The 24128-nt window shown below is 50.3% G+C and carries 20 protein-coding genes; 4 read left to right on the forward strand and 16 right to left on the reverse strand.

What is annotated here, in order from left to right; all coding sequences use genetic code 11:
* The first annotated feature begins 57 nt into the window (after positions 1-57).
* Positions 58-1032 (forward strand): peptide-methionine (S)-S-oxide reductase MsrA, encoded by a 975-nt coding sequence (msrA, locus tag JSQ80_RS00935; RefSeq protein ID WP_206093995.1) that lies wholly within the window; start codon positions 58-60, stop codon positions 1030-1032.
* A 144-nt stretch (positions 1033-1176) separates the two neighbouring features.
* On the opposite strand, the gene JSQ80_RS00940 is transcribed toward msrA, so the two are convergent.
* From JSQ80_RS00940 to JSQ80_RS00950, 3 genes are all read right to left on the reverse strand, one after another.
* Entirely contained in the window at positions 1177-2208 is a 1032-nt protein-coding gene (locus JSQ80_RS00940; protein WP_206093996.1) for an NADP-dependent oxidoreductase, read from the reverse strand.
* 133 nt (positions 2209-2341) lie between these two features.
* Positions 2342-3364 carry a Gfo/Idh/MocA family oxidoreductase gene (locus JSQ80_RS00945; protein WP_206093997.1) on the reverse strand — a complete coding sequence of 341 codons (1023 nt, stop codon included), beginning with the start codon at positions 3362-3364 and terminating at the stop codon, positions 2342-2344.
* Between the two features lie 371 nt (positions 3365-3735).
* Positions 3736-4299: a hypothetical protein gene (locus JSQ80_RS00950; RefSeq protein ID WP_206093998.1), complete on the reverse strand. Its 564-nt coding sequence runs from the start codon at positions 4297-4299 to the stop codon at positions 3736-3738.
* A gap of 221 nt (positions 4300-4520) precedes the next feature.
* Here JSQ80_RS00950 and JSQ80_RS00955 point away from each other — a divergent pair, with 221 nt between their 5' ends.
* Positions 4521-5369 (forward strand): DegV family protein, encoded by an 849-nt coding sequence (locus JSQ80_RS00955; RefSeq protein ID WP_206093999.1) that lies wholly within the window; start codon positions 4521-4523, stop codon positions 5367-5369.
* A 146-nt stretch (positions 5370-5515) separates the two neighbouring features.
* Here the strand turns inward: JSQ80_RS00955 and lepB are convergent, their stop codons facing one another.
* The 8 genes from lepB to JSQ80_RS00995 form a co-directional block, all read right to left on the reverse strand.
* Positions 5516-6019: a signal peptidase I gene (lepB, locus tag JSQ80_RS00960; RefSeq protein WP_206094000.1), complete on the reverse strand. Its 504-nt coding sequence runs from the start codon at positions 6017-6019 to the stop codon at positions 5516-5518.
* Positions 6020-6074: 55 nt separating this feature from the next.
* Positions 6075-6677: a hypothetical protein gene (locus tag JSQ80_RS00965; protein WP_087433649.1), complete on the reverse strand. Its 603-nt coding sequence runs from the start codon at positions 6675-6677 to the stop codon at positions 6075-6077.
* Positions 6678-6749: 72 nt separating this feature from the next.
* A complete protein-coding gene (locus JSQ80_RS00970; protein ID WP_206094001.1) occupies positions 6750-8504 on the reverse strand; it encodes a cache domain-containing sensor histidine kinase in 1755 nt (584 codons plus the stop codon).
* Between the two features lie 13 nt (positions 8505-8517).
* Positions 8518-10101, reverse strand: coding sequence for a response regulator (locus JSQ80_RS00975; RefSeq protein WP_206094002.1), 1584 nt, complete (start codon positions 10099-10101; stop codon positions 8518-8520).
* 196 nt (positions 10102-10297) lie between these two features.
* Positions 10298-11971 (reverse strand): extracellular solute-binding protein, encoded by a 1674-nt coding sequence (locus JSQ80_RS00980; protein WP_206094003.1) that lies wholly within the window; start codon positions 11969-11971, stop codon positions 10298-10300.
* An 83-nt stretch (positions 11972-12054) separates the two neighbouring features.
* Complete coding sequence (locus tag JSQ80_RS00985; protein ID WP_206094004.1) at positions 12055-12951, reverse strand: ABC transporter permease subunit; 897 nt, start codon at positions 12949-12951, stop codon at positions 12055-12057.
* A 30-nt stretch (positions 12952-12981) separates the two neighbouring features.
* On the reverse strand, positions 12982-13959 hold the full coding sequence (locus JSQ80_RS00990) for an ABC transporter permease (RefSeq protein ID WP_087433644.1): 978 nt from the start codon (positions 13957-13959) through the stop codon (positions 12982-12984).
* A gap of 378 nt (positions 13960-14337) precedes the next feature.
* Positions 14338-15570, reverse strand: coding sequence for a metallophosphoesterase (locus JSQ80_RS00995; RefSeq protein WP_206094005.1), 1233 nt, complete (start codon positions 15568-15570; stop codon positions 14338-14340).
* A 197-nt stretch (positions 15571-15767) separates the two neighbouring features.
* Between JSQ80_RS00995 and JSQ80_RS01000 the strand changes: the two genes are divergently transcribed.
* Complete coding sequence (locus tag JSQ80_RS01000; protein ID WP_254912185.1) at positions 15768-16580, forward strand: DeoR/GlpR family DNA-binding transcription regulator; 813 nt, start codon at positions 15768-15770, stop codon at positions 16578-16580.
* 168 nt (positions 16581-16748) lie between these two features.
* Here the strand turns inward: JSQ80_RS01000 and JSQ80_RS01005 are convergent, their stop codons facing one another.
* From JSQ80_RS01005 to JSQ80_RS01020, 4 genes are all read right to left on the reverse strand, one after another.
* Entirely contained in the window at positions 16749-18641 is a 1893-nt protein-coding gene (locus JSQ80_RS01005; RefSeq protein ID WP_206094006.1) for an FtsX-like permease family protein, read from the reverse strand.
* A complete protein-coding gene (locus JSQ80_RS01010) occupies positions 18616-19380 on the reverse strand; it encodes an ABC transporter ATP-binding protein (protein WP_087433640.1) in 765 nt (254 codons plus the stop codon). The genes JSQ80_RS01005 and JSQ80_RS01010 overlap by 26 nt, the downstream gene beginning before the upstream one ends.
* A gap of 220 nt (positions 19381-19600) precedes the next feature.
* On the reverse strand, positions 19601-19948 hold the full coding sequence (locus JSQ80_RS01015) for a hypothetical protein (protein ID WP_240463439.1): 348 nt from the start codon (positions 19946-19948) through the stop codon (positions 19601-19603).
* The gene (locus JSQ80_RS01020) at positions 19945-20802 is read right to left on the reverse strand and encodes a VanW family protein (protein WP_206094007.1); all 858 of its coding nucleotides are present in this window, start codon (positions 20800-20802) and stop codon (positions 19945-19947) included. Before JSQ80_RS01020 ends, JSQ80_RS01015 begins: the two co-directional genes overlap by 4 nt.
* A 196-nt stretch (positions 20803-20998) precedes the next feature.
* On the opposite strand from JSQ80_RS01020, the gene JSQ80_RS01025 reads away from it, so the two are divergent.
* The gene (locus JSQ80_RS01025) at positions 20999-23182 is read left to right on the forward strand and encodes a UvrD-helicase domain-containing protein (protein WP_206094008.1); all 2184 of its coding nucleotides are present in this window, start codon (positions 20999-21001) and stop codon (positions 23180-23182) included.
* A 127-nt stretch (positions 23183-23309) separates the two neighbouring features.
* Here the strand turns inward: JSQ80_RS01025 and JSQ80_RS01030 are convergent, their stop codons facing one another.
* A complete protein-coding gene (locus tag JSQ80_RS01030; RefSeq protein ID WP_206094009.1) occupies positions 23310-23969 on the reverse strand; it encodes a hypothetical protein in 660 nt (219 codons plus the stop codon).
* Between the last annotated feature and the right edge of the window lie 159 nt (positions 23970-24128).

The raw sequence follows: 24128 nt of genomic DNA on the forward strand, positions 1-24128 counted from the left end.
TGTTCAATCGGGCACAATTGGTTATGATTAATTTATTGAAAAGGAGGTAGCCTATATATGAGTATTCATGATGAACATGCCCCGTTGGAGCAAGCGACTTTTGCCGGCGGCTGCTTCTGGTGTATGGTAACACCGTTCGAAGAGCTTCCTGGCATCCACTCCATCATTTCAGGCTATACAGGCGGCCATACCGACTGTCCTACATACGAAGAAGTATGCACCGATAAGACCGGACATGCGGAAGCCGTGCAAATAACGTTTGAACCGAAGCTGTTCCCCTATGAGAAGCTGCTTGAAATCTTTTGGCAACAAATCGACCCTACCGATGAGGGCGGGCAGTTCCATGATCGCGGTTCATCGTATCGGACGGCGATATTCTACCATACGGAGGAGCAGCGCCAAAAGGCGGAGCAATCCAAGCGTGAATTGGAACAGAGCGGCCGCTTCGACAAGCCGATTGCCACTGAAATTGCGCCTGCTGGAACATTCTATCCTGCCGAAGAGCATCATCAAGACTATCATACGAAAAACCCTGCTCATTACAAGCGCTACCGCAAAGGGTCCGGGCGAGATGCATTTATCTCTTCCCATTGGGGAGTCCAAGCGAAAGACAAGTTCCGACTGAAAGATACATTGAATTCGATGCAATATCACGTCACGCAAAACAGCGGAACAGAGCCGCCTTTTCAAAATGAATTTTGGGACCATAAAGCCGAAGGCATCTATGTAGATATCGTATCCGGCGAACCTTTGTTCAGTTCGAAGGAAAAATTCGATTCAGGCTGCGGCTGGCCAAGCTTTACGAAGCCGCTTCGTTCGCATCATGTCGAGGAACAGCTTGACCTGTCGCACGGGATGGTCCGAAGGGAGGTCCGCAGCCGTTACGGCGACTCCCATCTCGGCCACGTCTTTGACGACGGGCCCGGTCCGAATGGATTGCGTTATTGTATTAACTCAGCCGCCCTCCGCTTCATTCGCAAAGAAGATCTGGAACAAGAAGGCTACGGAGAATTTCTGGCTCTGTTCGAATAATCCGCCAATCACCTCATGTATATGGTAAAAGGCTCTGCAAGATGTACCCCGCAGGGGGGGTCATCAGCGGAGCCTTTCTTTTGTGTGAGGCGGTCCTCCTATGGGGCTAGACCATTGTCTTGTCAACGCCTAAGATCGGGTTTTTTACCTATCCCGATTTGATGGATCGCTTACTTTCACAAGTTGCTTACCCAGATTTTTGCCTGTAAACAAATTAAGAAAAGCTTGCGGCACGTTTTCAAAGCCGTCTGTAATAGTTTCTTCGTATTGGAGTTTACCTTGAGATAACCAGTCAGCGAGTTCTTGATGCCCTTCATCAAAACGTTCTCTATAATCACTGACAATGAAACCTTTTATTAGAGAGCGTGTCTTTAACAGTTTTGGCTGCATTCGAGGGCCGAGATCTTCATTTCCCTTCGAATTATAGGATGAAATTGCGCCGCATAACGGGATACGGGCAAAATCATTTAGTAAACTTAGCACCGCATCGGAAATTTTGCCGCCAACATTATCGAAATAGATATCGACCCCATCGGGACATGCTTCTTCAAGCGCTTTTTGTAAATCAGTTGTTGTTTTATAATTAATCCCCTTATCAAAACCAAGATCATTTTCCAAATATGCGATCTTTTCATCTGTACCTGCAATGCCGACGACTCTGGCTCCTTTGATTTTGGCGATTTGACCAACGATGGAACCTACAGCCCCTGCAGCTGCTGAAACAACGACCGTTTCTCCTTCTTTCGGTTGGCCTATATCAAGCAAGCCAAAATAAGCAGTTAATCCCGTCATGCCTAATACACTCAAATAAGCAGACAATGGAACATTCGTATTTTCCAGCTTACGAACGGCTGAGGCGTTAACGCCATTGTAAAGCTGCCAATATAAAAAGCCTTGCACCTTATCCCCAACCTTCAATTCTTTCGAACGGGATTCAACGATTTCGCCAATTATAGCTCCTGAAATAGGTTCATTTACAGCGTAGGGTTCAACATAAGACTTTCCAGCATTCATCCGCCCTCTCATGTATGGATCAACGGATAAGTAGAGGGTTTTTACGAGTACCTGTTCTTCTTCCAGTTCGTTAATGGGAGTGTCGCGAAATTCAAATATATCTTCTGTTGGTACATCTTCCGGACGTCTCGCTAACAGGATTTGTTGATTATGATCACTCATTCTTCGTACCTCCATTTCATCATTTCGTCCAAATGCTCATTCGCTTGCAGGCTCGCGCGCACCAAGCAATTCCAACAGACGGGTATGTTCAGGTTGGGAGCGGCGGAAACCGATGGCTATGCCACAGGCCTCATCAACTCAATCCCTGCGCCAACAGCGTCGGAATATGCACCTTCTTGCCTAGCTTGGCGCTCTCGATCGCTCCGAACACCATCGCGATGCTTTTCAAATTATCTTCCGCATTCGTCTCCGCCGGCCGCCCTTCCTCCAGCGCGAGGAACATGTCATCCAAACACCCGAAATGACCCTCCTGCCCGTTCCAATCGTGCTTTCCTTGCGTTCTGCTCGCCTGACCGTCCTTGTCCAAAGATTCGGCTTCTATCCGATCGCCGTCCCATATCGCGGTCCCTTGGCTTCCTGCCACGCGCCACGATGCTTCCCAAGAGGTTGGAAATCCTTCTGCGCACCACGACCCGCGATAGTTGAACACAGAGCCGTCATTCATCTCGAACGTGCATATCGCTGCAGCATTGCCGCGGTACCAAGAGCCGGGCGGGTTCCACTCATGGCAAGTGACGGTAACAGGATCCGCTCCTGTAATGAATCTGGCTTGGTCGAACGTGTGTATCGACATGTCCAATATAAGCGGGCTCGCCATTTCTTCCCGGAAGCCGCCAAAACGGGGAGCAAGGAAGAAGTCGGCGCCAACGAACCCGACCGTACCTATCTTCCCTGTGCGAATCAGTTCACGGTAGGCTCGAATGGAGCGAAGATAGCGCCGGTTCTGCATAATGGCCAACGAGCGCTGTGTCTGCCGGGCGAGCTTCGATAATTGCAAGGCTTCGGACATATGGGCCGCGATCGGCTTCTCCGCCATGACGTGGCAGCCCATTTCCAGCGCCGTTCCAGAAGTGCTGCGATGCGCATTGGGCGTCGTAATATCGAACACCAAGTTCGCTCCGCTGCGCCGGATTGCTTCCTTCAAATCGGAATACAGCCCGCAGCTCAAGCCGTGTCTATCGGCCATCGAGAGCGACGCTTCGGCCTGCACATCCACCAAACCGACAATAGCTGCGTCAGAGCGTGACTGCACATATTCAATCCATGTGTTGGCCATTTGTCCGCAGCCGGCAACGACAATATTCCATTGTGCCACTTTTGTGCACTCTCCTTTGTAAGCGTAATAATCGTCTACTGTTCGGTTTCGTCATGACGCCAGCATTTCCTGCTTCCCATTGGAGAAATATAGTAAAATCGGCGGTTCAAACGGGTAAATGGCATTGAGACCGTACCTTGTCCAGCGGATTTTACTGTAATTCAGCGATTGCGCAATAAGTGTCAAAGCATTGCATAAAATCCACCGAAACCTGTCATTAAGAGATATATGCTGCTGAGCCACTGTATATAATCCAATGCGGATAAGACAATGGGGATTCGTCCTTGTTGAGAAGGCCATCCAGATCATGCGCAGACAAACATAGCCTAACTAAAAAAAGACCCGAAACGGGTCTTTTCCAGAGGGTGAAGCTATGCTTGCTTTGACGCAAGCTTGGCCGCTTGCCCGAATAATCCCATCAGCATGAAAACGACAATGATGTACAGCAGGAACATCGGCGCGGACATCGCCGAAAATACCATGGGAGATGCCAAGGCAAAGCCGATCATGCTCATGGAACATGCTAATGCAACCGCGAAATATAACGACCGTCTGCGGGCCGTATGGGCAAAGGAGGCCTGTCCCCTCTCCAACGCAATTTCTCTTAATCCGCTGCACATCAGCGTCACCAGCGCAATATTTAATCCGGTCTCGACAATGCTGCGAATAACGCCGAACCAGGCACGGAACAGTGAAGGCGTTCCGGCGATAAAGAATGGCTGCAGCACTTCGATTACCGCCAGCACGAGCAGCGGAATACATACGTTCTTCGCTTGCCGGTACCGAACGGATTCAGCAGACAGCTCGTTCAAGCCGCTCCATATCAATGCCAGGCCGACCACATCGGGTAAAAGGTCAAATCCGCCCGGAGCATAATCTATAAAAAACAAAAAACCCCATTGAATGCGTCTCATTGCTTTTGCTTCTGTAATCATCTTCGCTGCTCTTTATCCTTTCCCTCGTTATATGGATTCAAATATGTAACACAAATTCTGTTCCAGTATACCGTGACGGGGTATCACACGCAACTGACAACAGGGTTTGGAACATTTTTCTACAGCTCCCGACGGGGCTGGCGCATGTAAGTTTTTTCATTTTGAAGTATAATGGTTAGATGTCTGATGGAAAGGTTACATATCATTCGGGAGGAAGCATCATGAACAACGTCAAACTATTTTCGGACAGCACTTGCGATCTGCCGAAAGAACTGCTTGAACAATACGATATCGGCATCGTTCCGTTATACGTCACTTTCAACGATACGGCCTACCGGGACGGCGTAGACATCACGACGCCTGAATTATATCAGCGCGTGAAGGAATGCGGCAAGCTGCCGAAGACATCGGCTCCGTCTCCCGCAGATTTCATGAAGGCGTTCGAACCATATGTCCATGAAGGACACACAATATTATATATTGGACTGTCCTCCCAATTGTCTTCCACGATCCAAAATGCGACCATCGCAGGCGACATGCTCGGAGAAGGTACGGTGAAGGTCATCGATTCGCTGAATCTATCTACCGGAATCGGAATCCAGGTGCTGAAAGCGGCGCGAGCGCTGGAAGCGGGAAAATCATTGGATGAGGCCGTACAGTTGGTAGAGTCGGTCCGGGGCAAGGTTGAAACGGAATTTATCATCGACACGCTGGACTATTTATATAAAGGAGGCCGCTGCAGCGGACTGCAAAATCTGATTGGCAGCCTGTTGAAGATACGTCCGGTCATCAAAGTCATTGAAGGTAAAATGACGCCTGCCAACAAGATTCGCGGCAAACGCGAGAAAGCGCTGGAGCAGTTGAAAAATAATGCGCTGTCCCTTCAAGGCAGCATGGACTTGGATACGATATTCGTCACTCATTCACTCTCATACGATGATGCCGCCATGCTGCAGTCGGAGCTGAAGCAGCGCACTGGCGCCAAGCATGTCTACACATCGGATTGCGGCTGTGTCATCTCCAGCCATTGCGGTCCGAATACGCTCGGAATCGTGTTCACGTTGCAATGATCAAAGAAAGCGGTGAATCCATGCACTTGCCTGGACATGCACCGCTTTCCTGTTTGTCCGTCTGCCTCGACCCGCCCTTGCCTTCGTGCGCACTGCGTTACCGTGCAGCCGTCTTTCCCCTCATGCAAGCATGGGACCGCCTCGGTTTACCACCAAGGCCATATCTTCCATTCCACTTTGCCTTCTATTTTCGTTAATGGGACCGGTCCGAACTCGCGGCTGTCTTCGCTAATCTCGCGATTATCTCCCAGGACGAATACGTGTCCGTCGGGAACGACACAAGGAAATTCGACTTTCCTCGGCCACGTCTTTCCTTCCGTGTACGGCTCGTCAATCACGTTGTCATTGACGATCAGATAACCGTCACGCAGGTCCAATGTATCCCCTCCAACGCCAACAACGCGTTTGATGAAGCGTTTTCCGTCGAAGGTCGGATCAATAATGACTACGTCCCCATGTTCCGGCTCGAACAAATGATATACCCACTTGTTCTCGATGAGCCGATCTCCCGGATGATATGTATTTTGCATCGAATGCTGCTGCACGATAACCTGAGCATACGCAACCTTCTGCACGAGAAAGCTGAGGCTGAAAGCTAATATAATCGGAATAACGTAGCCTCTTATAATCAATTTCCATCTCTTATCCATCATCATTCCTCCCCTTACCCGAGCACGCTCCATTCAGACATGACAGCTGCCTTCCTCAAAGCTGCGCCGTATTGGAGCGCGTAATAAACCGCGTGATTCCGCCAGCGCCTATGGTCAGGCAAAAGCCAAGCAGAAGCTTCACGATAATTTGCAGAAAGCTTGCGTTGAACTCCCGCTGCATCTGATCCGGATACATCCCCGTATCCACATAAGACAGCGTCACAATCATATGTATGAACTCGGGAATACTCAGCACCAGCAAAATAATTCCGGATATGCCGAGCGCTATCTGAAGCAACGGCTTCGTAAGCGGAGCTAGCGCATGGGTCTTCGTGCGAAGCGGCAGCGGCTGATCTTCCCGCTCTTCCTCCCGCGCCACGAAGGCGGCCTCCTTCATCCCCGAGGGGGAGAGCGCGCCTGAAATACGATAGGCCGAACACCATAAGATGCAAGCGGCGAGCAGCGTGACGACGGCTGGAAGCAGCATCGTCACGAAGAGCACTACATTCTGGTCCATACTGCGATTCAATGCTTCTTTATTGTATAAGAGCGGTGGCAGGCTAACTTGCGCCACATTCGATAATTGAACGATGGAAGTAATGAAGAAGTACAGCGCCAGCAATCGAACAGCCACATAGGCCAATGATCTCGAATTCAATCCCTTTCCCTCCATTCCAGAACAGATTGCATATTTGTCTATTATACAGGATGTCTGGTACTTCGTGGGAAATTAATTGCGCTTCGCCGGAATTCGAATCGTTACCGAAGTGCCGATGCCCGGGCGGCTATACATGCTGACCCCGTACTCCACACCATAATGCAGCTTAATTCGTTGGTCAACATTGCGGATCCCGTAGCCCGCATTGACATGATCACGCATATCGAAAATTTGTCGAATTCGTTCTGACGTGGTTCCTACCCCATCGTCGATGATGCGAAATACAATCTCGCTTCCTTCCTTTTTGCCGATGACCCGGATATGGATCCGATCCCCGCACCACCCATGCTCCAGCACATTCTCGATAAACGGTTGCAGCACGAGCTTAACCGTGCGGTATGACAAGATGTCGGGTTCAATATCGAACTGCACTTCCATCCGATCCCCGTATTTAATTTTTTGGATGTCGATATATGCCTTGGCCTGCTCCAGCTCTTTATGTACCGAAATAATCATTTGCCCGTCATTCAATGCCAAACGATAAAATTTCGCCAAATCCATCACCATACGGTGCAGCTTATCCGTCTCGCCGAACTTGGCCAGGCGGCTGATAGACGAGAGCGTGTTATATAAAAAATGCGGATTGATCTGCGCTTGCAGCGATTCCAGCTCCGCTTCCTTTTTCTCAATTTGCGTCATATATACTTCTTGAATCAGATCGCCGATGTTTTGCCCCATCTCGTTGAGCGCCACCGCGATCTGCGAAAATTCATCCTTGCCCTTGTAGGTCATGCGCTTGTGCAGATCCCCTTCACGGAAAGCGTTGAGGACGGATACGATTTTCGTCATCCGAATCGAAAAATATCTGGAAATAAAAATACCTGCAAACGTAAATACGATACCGCACAACAGGCAAATTCCGATGATGAACATGCGGACCCTCATTGAATCCCGTTCCATAATGGTCGTGGGCACGTAGGCAACCAATTCCCAGGCAGGCTGCTTCATCGTTTCCTTAATCGTTAAGTAATGGCTGTCCGGAATGTTCTCCGGGGTGAGGCCGTTCGGCAAAGTGCCCGATTGGTACAAAATGTTCCCGCGCTCATCCTTGACGGCCAGAACGCTGCCTTCATCGATCTTCAGGTAATCGACGCTTTGGAACAGCTCCTGTATGCGGACGCTCAGGCGGATAAATCCGATTTCCTTCAAGCGAAGCGGCACGTTGCTGTCTACCAGCCGGCGCAGCAAAGAAATGCGGCCGAAGTCCCCGTCCCGCTCCACCTGCTGCCAACGCATCGTCTGTCCATATTGCTCGATCGGATAGTTTTTGTACCACGATTTATCCGTAATTCGTTTTAGATGATAGAGATTATAATTTCGCTCCAGCTTTTCCGGATTTTCGTCCGTGAATGAACCATGATAGATTTCAGGCAATGTATCGTTAGCCAGGAACAAGTACATCGCCAAGTCCAAGCCAGTCGCATTCAGCGCAATATTGAATTTAGGCATCATAATATTCGTCGTCCGCTCATAGCTCTCCCAGCCCTCCCCATAGCTGCGCAGGTGCGTAACGAGCGAGTAGTCAAAATAGAGCATGGACGACACGCGCTGCACGTCCTCCATTTTATACTGAATATTGTCCCGGATTTGCAGCAGGGTGCTCTGAATGTTCGTCCTTGTCTGCTTGCGGATGGAATCCTGATACATCGAATGCGAGAAATATCCAATCGCAATGACCGGGATAATAATAAACACCATGTAGGTGAGCATCAGCTTATAACCGAACGGCAAATATTTCGCTTTTTTCGCTTGCGCAGGCATTGACATGATTCGTCCTCCGTCACGACTCTCGTTTGCGGAATTCCATAGGCGTCATGCCGAAGGTTTCCTTGAACTGTCTGCTAAAATACGGGATATACCGATATCCCACCTGATCGGCAACTTCGTAAATTTTGAGCGTCGGATCCTTGAGCAGCTCGCACGCCCGCTCCATTCTGATTTGGATAAGCATCTCGCTAAAGGTTTTGCCCACCTCTTCCTTGAACAAATGCCCCAAATAGTTTGGCGAAAACGAAAATTGATGCGAAATATCTTTCAGCGTGATGTTCTCATGCAAACGCTCCTTGACGGTTTTCAAGATTTCCCGGATGAGCTTGCTGTTCTTGGAGCTGTCTTTCTCGTGCAGCAGCTCGGAAATCTCGAATACTTTGCGGATGAGCCATGAACGAATATCCCCCACCGTCTCGAATTGCAGCAAAATATCAAGATTATGCAGATCCATCCCCAGCATGTCGAACAAATTCTCATCGGTGGAATCCAAATATTGATCCAGCTTCCACACGATATACATCGCTAAATTATGAACCGTAAATTTCGAACGCAGCGAGCACACCGACTGGAACAGATTCTCGATCTCGTCGTGAATGCTGACCAGCTCATATTGAGACATCGCCTTGAACAAGGCGTCCAAACGGATATCTAGCGTTCTGGCGTCCTTCAGCTCCGGCGCGCGCCTGACGTCTTCATAGTCAATGAGATTGCCTCTGCCGAGAAACATTTTGCCGTCCAGCGCTTCAAGCGCCTGTTTATATGAAATATGCACTTGGTCCAAGCTGGGGATCGGTTTGCCTAATCCGATCGTCATGGACAGTGATAATTTGGATTTTATCGAATTATACATCTCGGCGATACAATCCCGAGCGCCTTCATCATCCATCAAGATGGCCAGACGCTGCCGCGACAGCTTGCAGCAATGGGGCATGCCGTGCCGGAGACTAATCTCGCGAATTTCATACAGAAAGGCGGCGCGCATATCCTGAAGCGCCGCTTCACTGCTGCCGGGCTGCAGCCACACCGCGTCGTCCAGTTCCATCACGGCCACGCGAACCGGCCACTTCACCGCTTCCAATCCGTAAGATGACGCCAGCCTCATGGAGCCTCCAGATCGATACCACGTCAGATCGCCCTCAAAAATACGGATTAGAAGGTCGTTCTTCGCCATCGGAATCATATACTGATAGTCTTCTTCCGCCTCCCGCCGGCGCTGCTCTTCCTCAAGTTCTTGGATGACTTTATGGAGCGAAGCGATCAGTTCATCGTCATCCATTGGCTTCAGCACATAGCTGCATGCTTTCAGGGAAAGCGCTTGCTTAACGTAATGGAAATCTTGGTAACCGCTTACAAATATAATCCGGACATCTGATTTCTTATCGATGGCCCGCTGGGCAAGTTCCAGGCCGGACATATTCGGCATGTTCACATCCGTCACCAAAATATCGACGGACTGCTGCTCCATGACTTCACAGGCCGAAAAGCCATTGTTAACCGCACCCACCACTTCGAGACCGAGCTCAGACCACGGAATGAACTGCTTCATCCCTTCCAGGTCCAGCATCTCATCATCCGCCAGCAGTACTTTGTACATGTATGCAGACTCCTCCTGTGACAATTCTCACGACCCGCTGATGTCGAATATTTACAACTATATTGCAAGTATACCCTCTACTGCATCCTCTTGGAAAGTTAAATCGGTTATACGACGGCAGGTTTGGCGTCCGGCACACAAACGAGGGGGCTCCCCGTAAGATGGGTCCCCCTCGCCGTACTGCTTTCCGTTATAATTAACCGTTAATGATCTTTAAGTTTTCCTGCCATCTCTTCGCGTAGAAATCAAGCACCTTCTGGAAACCTGCCGACATGGAATCTTCATGCGCCTTATCCAGAATGTCCAAAGCCTCCTGATCCGACTTCGCGTATAATGATTGCGCCCGCGCCTTCATCCATGTATCTTTGACACGCTGATGAATAATGCCCTCTTCCGTCTCCGGCAGCGGATTCAAGTTGATGAACTCAGTTGAATCGCCTTGGGTCTTCCATGTAATCTCATATTGCCAGTAAGTGGACCAATTTCGTTCGTTCTCTGGAAGCGCAGATTCGAATTTTCCCTTAATGTCGTCCACGTAAACCGTATTGCCCACCCACATGAGCGGGTCCATTTTGGCCTGATACTTAGCGAGTCCTTCCTTGTCTGTCGTGTACTTTTCCGTAAACTTCGGTGTAACTCCATCTTCCTCCAGGCCTTGCCAGTACTCGCCTTCCAGTCCCCACATCTGGAGTGTCATGCCTTCGGAACCCGTATACCAGTCGAGGAATGCGAAGATCGCTTCTGGATTTTTAGCGCTTGTCGTAATAACGGCAGCGTTCCAGCCAAGCTTATTGTACGTGCCTGGATAGATCTTGTTTTTGTCCAGACCTTCTTTATGAATCGGCCACACCATGAAATAGCCGGCATCCGGGTCTTTCTTCGTCAATTCGGAATGCGCCTGCATGCCATTGACCGTCGGGTTGGAAGATGCGTATACCGCAACGCGCCCGTTCATCAATTTTTCCTTGACTTGGTCTTGAGTTTGCGTCATCGCGTCTTGCGTAATCAATTTCTCGCGGAACAGCTTCGCCGCGAAGACGACCGATTCACGGAACCCTTCATCCTTGTAAATCGACTTCATCGTGTCGCCGTCCGGCACCGCGAAATAGCGCGTAAAGCTCAGGTTGTTCTCCCTGAAGGCAGAATACAGTTGATCGAGACCGTGACCGTCTTTTGCCAAGTCCGTCTCAAACGGGATTACATCCGGATACTTCTCTTTTACTTGTTTCAGATAGTTGTACAAATCGTCGGTCGTTTCCAATTTCGGCGATCCAAGCTCCGTATAGATTTTTTTGTTTACGACCCAGCCAGCATTTCCGTTTGGCCGATTCGTATACCAGTTCGGGAATTGATAGAGCTTGCCGTCTGGAGAGCGCAGCATGTTCAGCGCCTTCGAATCGAGCCACTTTTTCAAGTTCGGATATTTATCTACGTAATCATCCAACGCCACAAGCATGCCCGCTTCGCGCAGCCGTTCCACATCGGCGCCACGTTCGCCCCAGATGACATCCGGCAGCTCGCCGGAAGCGATCATCGTATTCAGCTTCTGCACGTTATTGCCGCCGTTCGGAATCTCTTTGATGGTTACTTTCTTGTTCTCTTGAATCCAAGCGGTCGTCGCGTCTTTGCCCCACTTCGGCATCGTGTACCAATCGTAGTTTCCGAAAATCGTAAACTCGAGCGGCTCTTTGCCCAGCTCATACAACCCAGATCCGCTTGCTTCCCCCGGTTTCTCTTCGCTCTGCCCGGTATTCGCCTCCTGCTTGGGTGCTTCCGCATTGGTGCCGCTATTGCCGGTGCATCCGACCAGCAAAGATAGAACCATCAACACGGACATGACACTTAAGAACAGCTTTCTCCTATTCTTCATCTCGCTGTTTTCCCCTTTCAACACATAATTTTATGTTTAAAGCAAATGTGCTCTAAACGCGTTAACGGGCCAACCAGGTTCGTCTACTCCTTCAAGGAACCGACGAGCACCCCTTTAACGAAATACTTCTGAACGAAAGGATACACCAGTACGATAGGAATTGTCGCTACCATCATCGTCGCCATCGAGAGCGACTTGCTCGTGACGGTCTTCGCCTGCTGCATGCGTGCCAGAGCCGCCGAATCCATGCCGGCTGTCTGCTCGGATACGATATTTGAAGCGAGAATTTGCTTCAGAATGGTCTGAATTGGGAGCAATTCTTCCTTCGAAATGTAAATGCTCGCCGTAAACCATTCGTTCCAATGCGCAACCGCGGTGAATAACGATAGAGTCGCGACCACGGGTCCCGATAGCGGCAGCACGATCCGGAACAGCGTTCCCCAGTTGCCGCAGCCGTCTATCTTGGCCGATTCTTCCAACCCTGCGGGGAGCCCGCGGAAAAAGGTCCGGAATATAATCATGTTCCACACGCCGATAAGCGACGGAATGATGAAGACCCAGAACGAGTTCATCAATCCGAGACTGCGAATAAGCAGGAACGACGGAATGAGTCCGCCGGAGAAATACATGGTAAAGACGCACATAATCATATAGTATTTGCGCCCCATAAGCTCTCTCTTTGACATGCCGTATGAGAAAATGGCCGTCGCCAAGATGGCCGATACGGTACCGATAATCGTACGCAGAACGGAGATGACAAAGCCATTCATCAAGCGTTCATCCTTGAATACAATGGAATAGTTCTCCAATGTGAACTCACGCGGCCAAAAGGTAACTCCGCCCCTGGTCGTATCCATGCCTTCGTTAAATGAGATGACGATGGCATTCCAGAACGGATAGAAGGTTGAAAAAGCAAGAATTGTAAGAAACGCATAAATAAAAACGGTTAAACACCGATCGCCAAAGCTTTCACGCACCACCGACATGCACCCCCTCTAATTGTGTCCTTACTACCACAGGCTGTTACCGGATCTTCTAGCTACATAGTTGGCAATCGTCAGCAAGCCAACGCTGATGATGGCTTTGAACAAGCCGACGGCGGTTGCATAGGAATACCGGTAATTGTTAATGCCGACTCGTATGACATACGTATCAATTACGTCGGACACATCCCTCAAGGCCGGGTTCGAGGCGAGAATGAGAATGTCCTCGAAGCCTGCGCTGAGCAGGTTGCCTATCGCTAAAATAAGGAAGATGGTAACGACCGGCATGATGCTCGGAAGCGTTATCAAATAGATTTGCTTGAAACGGTTCGCCCCGTCCATGGAAGCGGCTTCATACATATGCGGATCGATGCCCGCAATGGCTGCCAAGTATACGATGGAGCCGAATCCGATTTCTTTCCAGACGTTGGTCGTAACCAGAATGCTCCAAAAATATTCGGACATGGATAAAAAATTAATCGGTTCGTCGATAGCCCTCAGCTTCTCGAGCAGCATGTTGATGCTGCCGTTATCCGTCGCAAGCATGGTGCTTACCATCCCGCCGACAATGACCCATGACATGAAGTGCGGTAAATACGTAATCGTTTGCACGATTCGCTTGAAAAAGATTTTGCGGACTTCGTTCAACATGAGCGCCAGTATAATCGGCGCGGGAAATCCAATAACGAGCTTCAAAAGGCTGATGACAATCGTATTGCGCATGACGATATTGAAGTCAGGTGAATCGAAGAAAGCTTGGAAGTGCTTCAGCCCGACCCAGGGGCTGCTCAGGAAGCTGCTGCTGCCGATTTTGTAGTCCTGAAATGCGATCAGAACACCGTACATCGGAATATAGCTGAACACAAATATAAGCACTAAAGCGGGTATAACCATCAACTGCAAATCGATTTGTCCGAAAAAGCGGGCAATGGTGCTCTTCTTTTTCTTCGGATTATCAAGGCTCAACCCGCTCTCTGCATCAGGGCTGACTGTTAATCGCGCCATCAGTTGACCCTCCTTATCTGTAAATGTAGATGTGATTGGTTAGTTCCAAGTGATTGTTACACCGAATCAGTACCGTAATCCTTATAATAACGGCAACCTGTTTTCATTGGATATTTTTCTGTTTCTTCTCTCTCTATACATGGCGCTCCTTCCTCTCCTTCCATATGTCTATCTATCTCTTCGCGTACCTTCATTGTAAGATTAAAGCGATTCAACCGATATATGAACAATCAACGAAAAATGATACTTTTCCATGGAGTTTCATGTGAGTGAAAAAAAGGAGCGGAAGGCTGGAGTTCGCCAAGCAAAATGAAATGCGGCTCGCACCCCTCGGCCAAAGGGGCGCAAGCCGCATTTCATTGAGATAAAGCCGCCGTCCTAGACGGAGGTTGGAACTGCCGTCGTCCGGCAGGCTGCTTTCAAGCTGTGATCGCTAACATTTTGGAATGCGTCGATGGCATGTATTTCGAGCTCGTACGCTTGATTCGGCTGCAAATCGGGCAGCGTCACACACACTTTGTCCACGAGCGGATAGTTGTAATATTCGGAATAAGCCAAATGCTGCACCGCTTCATTTCCATCTGCGCGCTTCACTTCAATTCGATAGGAATGAACCAGCTCGTCATCCACCGCTTGATCGAACGATATGCGTACAGAATTCGGCGTCGTATGCTCCTCATCGACAATGATACCCGCGTGTTGCGGGAAAGAAGGCTTTACTGTATCTCGCTCACTTGTATAAATAAATGATGCTCTAGCTGCTGGAACCTTAACCGACCAAGACTCTCCGATTTCCCGTGCATTCCAGAAATCCAAGCGCGCAATGACGACCCGGTCCTCATATACCTCAACCAGACAGCCTTGGCTGAATTCCCGGTGGCCGGGCGGAAGATTCCCCTGCAGCTTCCCTCTCTCCACTTCCATATAGCTTAGGGAGGCGGTTCCAATTGAAGTGAAATGCTCTTGGTGAATGCTGCGGGGATCGTTCAATGGATAATGCGAATGCCCCGAGAATGTAATGACTTGCGGATAAGGCTTCAACGCGTTCATCAGCGCTTCGATGTTATCTTGAATCCCCCATTCCTCGCTGCCGTATACCGTATCCTTCAAGTGCTGGTGCAGGAACACGAAGATCGGCTGCGCCGGAGCATCGGCAGCCGCTTCTGCCAGCTGCTTGCTCAGCCATTCAATTTGTTGGAGCGAGAAGTATCCATGGGTCATCGTATCTTCCGTAGCCAAGACGATAAAATGATGCCCCTGAATGATGCGATGATAATATATCGACTCCATGCCCGTCATGTCAAGAAAGCGAGCTTGGGCTTGTGCGGGCGGCAATCCGTTCCAATAATCATGGTTGCCGATCGCAATGAGCGCCTCTGCTTCCGGCAGCTTGTGCTGGCGGAAAATCTTCATGTGGCGTTCATACTCTTCTACCATTCCGTTATTGGTCAGGTCCCCTACAATGACGAAGGCATCCTGCTTCGGCGCGCGCGCATTCAATTGCTGGAGCGCGCGTTCGAACTTATGAATGCACTCTTCTCCTGTCGGCGCGATATGCACATCGCTAATTACCGGAAAGACAAGGCGGGGTTTTGCTTGCATCGAAGACATGGAAAACATCCACTCCTTAGTTCATTGCAGTATGAATGCGATTTCATAATGAATTCCACCTCAGTCTACTCCTTTCCGTCTGATTTGAAAAGATAATTCAATAAAAAATGTTCATGATATAATCTCGTGAAATCGCCAAAATTTTCCGATATAATAGAGGTCACCACGAACAAGCATTAACGAAACAATAAGGATGTGTGATTGCGTTGTTAGCGATTGAACGCCGGAAAGGCATCATGCAGCACTTGCACCGTGATGGCAGAGTGTTGGTTGCCGAACTAAGCAGGCATTTCCGCGTATCTGAAGAAACCATACGCAGAGACTTGGACCGCCTGGAAAGAGAAGGGCTGCTGCAGCGGACGCACGGCGGCGCTTTTCTGGAGGATGATCTTATTACCGACCTTCCGATATGGGTGCGGGAAGACTTCTATTTGGCGGAAAAAAAGTGGATTGGTTCCAAATGCGCACGGCTCGTCAAAAACGGAGACACGATAATGCTCGATTCCAGTACGACCTCGCTTCATATCGCCAGGTCAGTGAAAACACTTAAGCATCTGACCGTCATTACGAACTCGCTCAAAGTGCTTACCGAGCTCTCCGATGCCGATCATATCAAATTGATATGTACCGGCGGCACTTTGCGGCATCATTCCTTGTCTTATTCGGGCCATGCGGCCGCCAAAGCGATATCCTTGTATTTGGCTGACAAGGCGTTCATCTCCTGCTCTGGCATGGATATGCGGCACGGGGTGACAGATACGAATGAGAATGAAGCGGAAATACGCAAAATGATGATCCAAAATGCCAAATACAGCTTCCTCGTAGCGGATCAGTCCAAATGCGACAAGAATGGCCTTGCCAAAATTGCTGGCTATGCCGCCTTTCACAAGCTCATCACGAATGCCCCGTTGAACGCCGAGTGGCGGGAGCATCTAGGCAAATATGCCATCGACATCGATGATCAGCCAGCTCCCCGAACTGACGAAAGAGCGCATTCCGGGAAAATTTAAACGGAAGATATGCGCAGATCGGTTTTGCATGACACCCAGCCCGCCCCTGCGATGGCAGCATCCTTCGACCCGTCCATCAAGATATCGCCGAACGCTACCAGTGAACAAGCAAATAAGGAGCAAGCCGGTATCCGGCTTGCTCCTTACGCTTGAATACTATGCAAATCCCTACATTACGCTTTTCAGCTTCTTCACATAGTTCGCGCGAATGAATACGAAATAGATGATCTGAATGACCAAGAAAGAACCCAGGACGAGCGAAGATTCCACCACCAGATTTTGATTGAACGTGTTCTGGAGCGTGTTCAAGGCGACCGCGCCGTGGATGACGGCAACGATGATCGGCACGAAGAACAGCAGCCCGATTTGGGTGGATGCGATCTTGGACAATTCGCCTTCCGTCAACCCGAGCTTGCTGATGGCCCGGTATTGTATGCGGTCGTTATCCAGGTCGGCATACAGCCGGAAGTACAGGAAGCTTCCCGCGGCGACGAAGAACACTGCGCCGATGAACAGGCCCGTCAACAGGATTTGTCCGAATCCTTGATTGATGTCGTTCAATTCATACGCTCGCGATGAAAAGCGGTAGTGCTCTCCGTTCCCTTTCAATTCCTTCATCAATTTCTTCGAAACGCCCAGCGTCTGCTTCCAATCTGCAACGTCGTACACGTACATGGCAGAATCGGATTCAGATTTCGGCAGCGCTTGGAACACATCGTCGGATACAACCGCGATATTAGAGCCTCCCACGCTCTGCATCAGCGAAGACGGCATCACCGTGTTTTCCGTGACCGTAAGCTTCCGGTCCATGAGCGTCAGCTTTTTCTCCTGCCCCTTGCTGCCTCTGTCGTAGCCCATGTTCAGGTCATCCGCATAGAATAAGCGCGCTTCATCCTTGCCTATCGCGACATCTCCCTTGATGATGCGATTATAATCAGACGCGGCAATGAAGGAATAATCCTTGTCTGTTTCGGCATCGGCGGCACTTTTCTTTTTGATGACCATGGACTCGAAGGCAATGTTTTCTTGCCCCAGCATTTGTTCGATGAGCGCGGTATGCTCTCCAGCCTGCTTATTCTCAACATATGATACATATTTCAAAGGCGGCGTCGACGCCGACATCATGTTGGTGAACATCGACTTTATTCCCACCAGCGTGCCGATGGCCGTAAAGGCGACGGTAGAGATGATCGCCACCAGGAAGAACATGCGGGCGTTGTCTTTCATGCGGTACGCCAAATCAGACAGCGTAATCATGTTCGTGTTGCTGCGGTACAGCTTTTTGTTGTTTTTCAGCTTATGAATGATATAGACGCTCAATTGCGTAAATAAGAAATACGTTCCCACGCTGACGATAACCGCCACGGGCAACAGCGCGAATATAACGAGAATCCCCTTGACGACAAATGCGATGGCGTAGCCAATGATGAGCAGCACAGCAGCCAATATGGCAAGCACGCGCGAAGCTTTCGGCTCCGGCTTTGGCTTGGCCGTTCCTTTCAGCAGATCGATTAGCGAGCTGCTGCGCAAAATCGTGGCAGTAAACAACGAAATAAATAAAAATAACAGCGTGAACGCGGCAAAGGAGAGCCAAATCGCCTTCACCGGCATGTAAAAGGCCAGCGATTTCTCCAGCGACAACACCGAGGAGCCCAGCATGAGCATCCCCTTGGACAGTACAAGGCCAATTGCAATCCCAGATACAGTCGCCGCGAGTCCGATAATGATATTCTCCAGGAAGACGAGCCGTCTCAGCTGCATATCGGACATCCCCTGCATAATGCATATGCCGAATTCCTTTTTACGTGACTTCAGAAAGACGCTCATGGAATACAGAATAAAGAAAAACGTAAACACATAAATAATATATTGCGCCACATCCATTCCCGTCTGCGCGCCTTTGCCGTAAGTGCCTTGACCTTGAAAGCTTAATTCAGGATGAAACGCCAGCATCGAATAGACGAAGAAAATCATGACCGAGAAGGCGCAGCTGAAGAAATAGCCAGCATACAGCCGTTTATTGCGAAATACGTTTTTAAACGCGAACTGCCGAAAATTCATCTTCCGTTCCCCCTATTGCCGACAATACATTCATGATTTCTTGGAAGAACACGTCCCGGCCATTCGCCCGGTGAAGCTCCCGGTACAACGAGCCGTCCTTGATGAAGATGACGCGATCGCAGTAGCTGGCCGCCTGAGCGTCATGCGTAACCATCATCATCGTGGCTTCTTCTTCCTTGTTCAGCCTTTGCAGAGTCTCAAGCACGTCCTTTGCCGATTTCGAATCAAGGTTGCCGGTCGGCTCATCCGCCAATATCAGCTTCGGATCATGGATGATGGCCCGTGCGATGGCTGTGCGTTGGCATTGTCCGCCCGATATTTCGTAAGTGCGCTTGTTCAGTATGTGGGTGATGCCGAGCTTATCGGCAATCCGGTTTACCCGTTCATCCTGCTCTTTGATGCTCACATTTTCCAGTGTGAGCGGAAAGATGATATTCTCTTTTACCGTCAGTGTCTGCAGCAGATTAAAATCTTGAAAGACAAAGCCGAGCTCTTGGCGGCGAAACAACGCCAACTGGCGCTTGCTCAATTTATGGATTTGCTGACCGCCGATGAATACCTCGCCTGATGAGGGCTTGTCAATGGTAGAGACGACATTGAGCAAGGTCGTCTTCCCGCTGCCGGACGGTCCCATAACGCCGACGAATTCCCCTTTCTGAACGGTCAAATTCAAATTCGCCAGCGCTTTATAAGCTACTTTGCCTTCATATACTTTCGATACGTTCCGGACTTCTAACATCGGTAATAAGCACGCTCCTTCGGAGTAATCTTTATATCAACACTGTAATCCTTAATGGTAACCGAAGCCATTGGTATACCTTACGGCAACCTTTCGTTTTTGTAATATTTAGTGAAATCATGCTGTCCTGTTGCAACATCGCCGCTAAAAAAAAAGAGCCCGCATCCATCGATGCGAAGCCCCGCTCCCGGTCCCTTATTATCATTGCACGATTGCACGCCTAATCGTCGCGCCGTTTCCTGCGGCTAAGCGAAAACCCGCCGAAGCCGCCCAATATGGCCAAGTAAAATCCAAGATCGTACCACCAGCCCGTATTGTTCACCTCATACACGCGAATGTCCCCGTTGAAAACGCCGATGATGAGCGAAATCGGGGCGATCCAGCCATGCCAGATGCCCCAGAAAAATCCCGCCGGATCCGCTTGCGTGTAAGAGCCGTCTCCCGGCACACAGCCGCTCAGCAGGCCCATCATTAGTGCCAGTGCGGCACACAGCCCGGCATAGCGGGCCCAATGGCTTTTCTTCGTTTTTTTCTGTTCCGCCTTCGCTTCCTGACCATGCTCTCTCATTTACATTCCTCCTGGCTGCATGATTGCGCCGAGACATCTGCCTCGAGCAAGGGCGCATACATCATAAGAGCGTGATTTTCAGTCACATATTCGTCTGCGCAGCAATCTCCATCAGCATTGAATGCTTTGCGATACAATATATTATGCCTCACATACCCTCCCCAATGCTCTTGCCGAATGGCGTGATCACGCTCATACACTTCGTATCTATAGCGCGCCGGATTCGTCGAACGCCAAGCCCCGGCAAGCGCATCGCCGGTCAGCGTAAGCTCCAACTGAAACGGATTTCCGGTCGGATTGAAAAGCATCAGATCCAAATCATTATACGAGCATGTGGCTCCGCTGCCGAAGGGCTGCGTACGGCCGCTGTCCGGGAAGACATCATAAGAGTGACGGTGCCGTTCCACGACTTGAAGCGGAGTATGCAGCGCCATCCAGTAGATCAGATTGGAAAGTTGGCACAGCCCTCCGCCCACTCCGATGCGCATGCGCCCGCAGAAGAGGATCATCCCGTCGACGTAACCTTTGCGGCGAGTGGGCTTGCCGATGAGCCGCCAATAGGAGAATGTCTCGCCCGGCATTATCGTCACCTGATCCAAACGTTCTACGGCCAAAGATAGATTATGTGCTTTATTATGTTGAAGCTGCACGTCTACATCCCTAAGCTTGCGGAAGAGCGGCGTCGTATGACGGACAATAACGTGGGGAAGCTGCGTAACGGTGCGTTGCCGTGCCAACTGATTGCGCATTCGGAACCACTTCCATCTTCGCAGCATCGTGAAGGCCAATCGACCGCAGACGAGGCGAAGCTTGGAACGCGGCTTTGGCTGCAGGGTCTTGCGCACTGGCTGCATACGGTCACCTCTTTGTTCATTGCTATTTCTGGCAGGTTATGATATAGTTATCATTCCTTTTTCCATTTTTGCACAGAAGTGAGGAAAGTCAAGAGACAACTTTTTTTCCGTCGTTTCATTGGATTGTTTAGCTGGATATTTTGAATCTGGCAGTATGGTTGGATCGTTAATTATGATTCTTAGGAGGTAACTGAAAGTGAGCGATGCGTTTCAAAGTGCCTATCAAGAAGAGGAGCTCCGGCTGCGGGATACGATGGAAGAAATCGATCGTCAATACCGACGGCTCGTGGAGATTCCTGTATATACGGGGCATGATTTCACCGAGCAAGTGATGGAAGATACACGCGAACTGCGACGACAGCGGCTGAAGCGGGCTTTGAAGGAGCCTTACTTCGGCCGCCTTGATTTTGAAGAGATGGGCAAACCGGCTCCTTCCGCTCTATATATCGGCAAGCATGGCGTAGACCGCGAGGTCGAACCGGGCCGTTCCGCTGCCTATCCGCTCGTCATCGATTGGCGGGCGCCGATTGCGAGCCTGTTCTACTCCTTCTCCGGCGGAATCGAGCCGGTAACGTTCGAAGCGCCCGAAGGCTCTGTCGAGGGCCACGTCCATTTGAAGCGCAACCTTGTCATCCGGGGTCAGGCCTTGCAGCGGGTCGTGGATACGTACAACCGGTCCGAAGGCGAGAGCCACGTGACGGATGAGTTCCTCGTCTATCGCTTGGGCGAGAACAAAGATAACCGGCTGCGCGATATCGTCTCGACCATTCAGGCAGAGCAGGATCGGATTATCCGCGCTCCGAAAAATATGGCGCTGTTCATTCAAGGGGTAGCAGGGAGCGGCAAGACGACCGTTGCGCTGCACCGGCTTGCCTTCTTGTTGTATCAGTACCAAGAGCAAATACGCGCGGAAAAAATGATGATTTTCGCACCGAACCGCATGTTCCTCGACTATATATCCGATGTTCTTCCCGAGCTCGGCGTCGGAAATATCCAGCAGCGCACGTTCCCGGAATGGGCGTTGGAAGTGACCGGCTTAGAGGATATGGTGCAGCTGGCTTCGCCGATGGAACAGATCGAGTTGTGGTACGGATCATTGAACAACCGTCCAATGCTTGATGATCAAGCATCAGGCCGCTTCAAAGGCTCGCTTGCCTTCAAAACTCACATGGACGAGCAATTGACCCGCATGGAGCGGCAAGCCGTACCTGAGGCAGATTTCAGTCCATGGGACGGCGCGTTGCTCAGCTTCGCAACTATTGCCGTCTGGTACCATGAGGAGTATCGTTCCTACGAGCTTGCGAAACGCAAAGAACGCGTTAGGGCGCGGATTCAGCGCTGGATTGAGATGGAGCTGAAGCAGGAGCGCTCCAAGGAGCAGCATAAGGCGAAGAAGAAATCATCTGCCCAGCGGATGAAGGCTTATATGAAGAAATGGGCGGCCTTCGATGCGCTGGCATTGTACAAGACGTTATTCGATCCGAAGGGCAACGCCGCCGCAGGCGATGATCGAATGGTCATTCCAGCCAAGATCTGCAAAGAAACGGCAGCTTATTTGAAAAAGAACACCGTCAGAAACGAAGATTTGGCAGCGCTGCTCTATTTGCATGTCCGCCTGCACGGAATACCGGGCGATTACCGTTACGATCATATCGTCATCGATGAAGCCCAGGATTTCTCACCGCTCCAGATAGCCGTGCTCGACGCTTTTGCCAGAAATCATTCGTTCACGATATTGGGCGATTTGTCTCAGGGCATCCATGCGTATGCCGGCATACACGATTGGTCGGAAATGCGCGGCCTGTTCGAGCCTGAAGCGACCGATTATTTTGCGTTGACGCGCAGCTACCGCTCCACGATGGAAATTATCCATTTCGCGAATGTCGTGCTTGAGCGTGGCGTCCGCACCGACATGCTGGCGATTCCGGTATTCCGCAGCGGACAGAAAGTCCGGCTCGTCGCTGAACCTTCCGGTCAGCAGTCCGAGCTGCTCACACAGGCTCTCGCTCAATTCGGAAGCAGCGGCTATAATACAATAGCGCTGCTCACTCGCACAGCGGAAGAGGCGCGAGCCCTGCATGCGAGATTGAGCTTGCACAGCCCGGATAAGAAAATCCATCTTATCGACGGCAATGAGCAGCAATACGAGGGCGGCATATCGGTGCTCCCGATTTATCTCTCCAAAGGCCTGGAGTTCGACGCGGTACTCTTGATGGATGCAGACGCCGACCACTACCCTTCCGATCCGCTTGATGCCAAGCTGCTCTATGTCGGCTGCACGCGCGCTCTGCATGAGCTGTGGGTGCTGCATGATGCGGATCAGCCGCTGTCGCCGCTGATTAGCGCAGACGATGAAGAAACGGTTGTGCACGGGCTATAGTTTATTATCAAAAAAGGACGTTCCGGTGCTCAGCAGCCCGGGAATGTCCTTTTTCTTCCGTCGTCAGCGGCAGTTTTACCGGTTTAGCCATCCTATCCCCTCAACTTCTGTGGTTCATCCTTCGTACTCAAGTGCCGGAAATCCAGAACCAATGTTTGCCGAGTTCCTTCTGCTTTACTATTTTGGCCCCGAGCATTTCTCCATCCGGCTTCCCTTCTGACACATACACAAGTCCTGAAAAATTATCCAACATCCCGCGTATCGTAAAAAACAGCACTTGAAGCGATTCTCCGTTCCGTACAACCACAATTTCTCCTCCCCCGCGGGAGAGATGACGGAGATCTTCCGGCAGCTGCATGATCTGATCATGTTCGGAGCCGCCTGTGTCCCAGCCGCCTTGCGTCAAGCGCTCGATGACCCGCTGCCGCTGCTCGCGATACATCCAATCGTCCAGGGCCGCACGGGTCTGATGCAATGGAAGCTCCAGGGCGATATAGACGGCGGCTAGCTGCGCAGCGATCGGTATGAGTATGAGCGCCCAATAACCAAACGATCTTCGTTTTACGATAGAAACGATGATGTCGATGATCGCCCATACGACAGACACGACAAAGAAAAGCGCAAACAAAGCGAAAAGGCTGGCCGTACCCCACAATCCGATATCCATGCTGAAAAAGAACAACAACATCCATGCCGCTGCCATAACGGCCGAAAATCCGAAGATGAACCGCTTGCGCGTTCGTTCGATATGGTTTGAAATTGGCTGCTCCGTTTCGATTGAATTCATTGCATTAACTCCTATTCATCCTTGAACTTTCTATCACACGCTTGATTTGGCCCCTGATTTCTTAATCTCCATTTCCATGACCAGCTAGGATTCCGCATTATACCATATTCTACAATAAAAAAACCCAGCCATAAGTTGCAATTATTCATGGCTGGGCTG

The sequence above is a fragment of the Paenibacillus apiarius genome, assembly GCF_017052585.1.
GTDB classification, from domain to species: domain Bacteria; phylum Bacillota; class Bacilli; order Paenibacillales; family Paenibacillaceae; genus Paenibacillus_B; species Paenibacillus_B apiarius.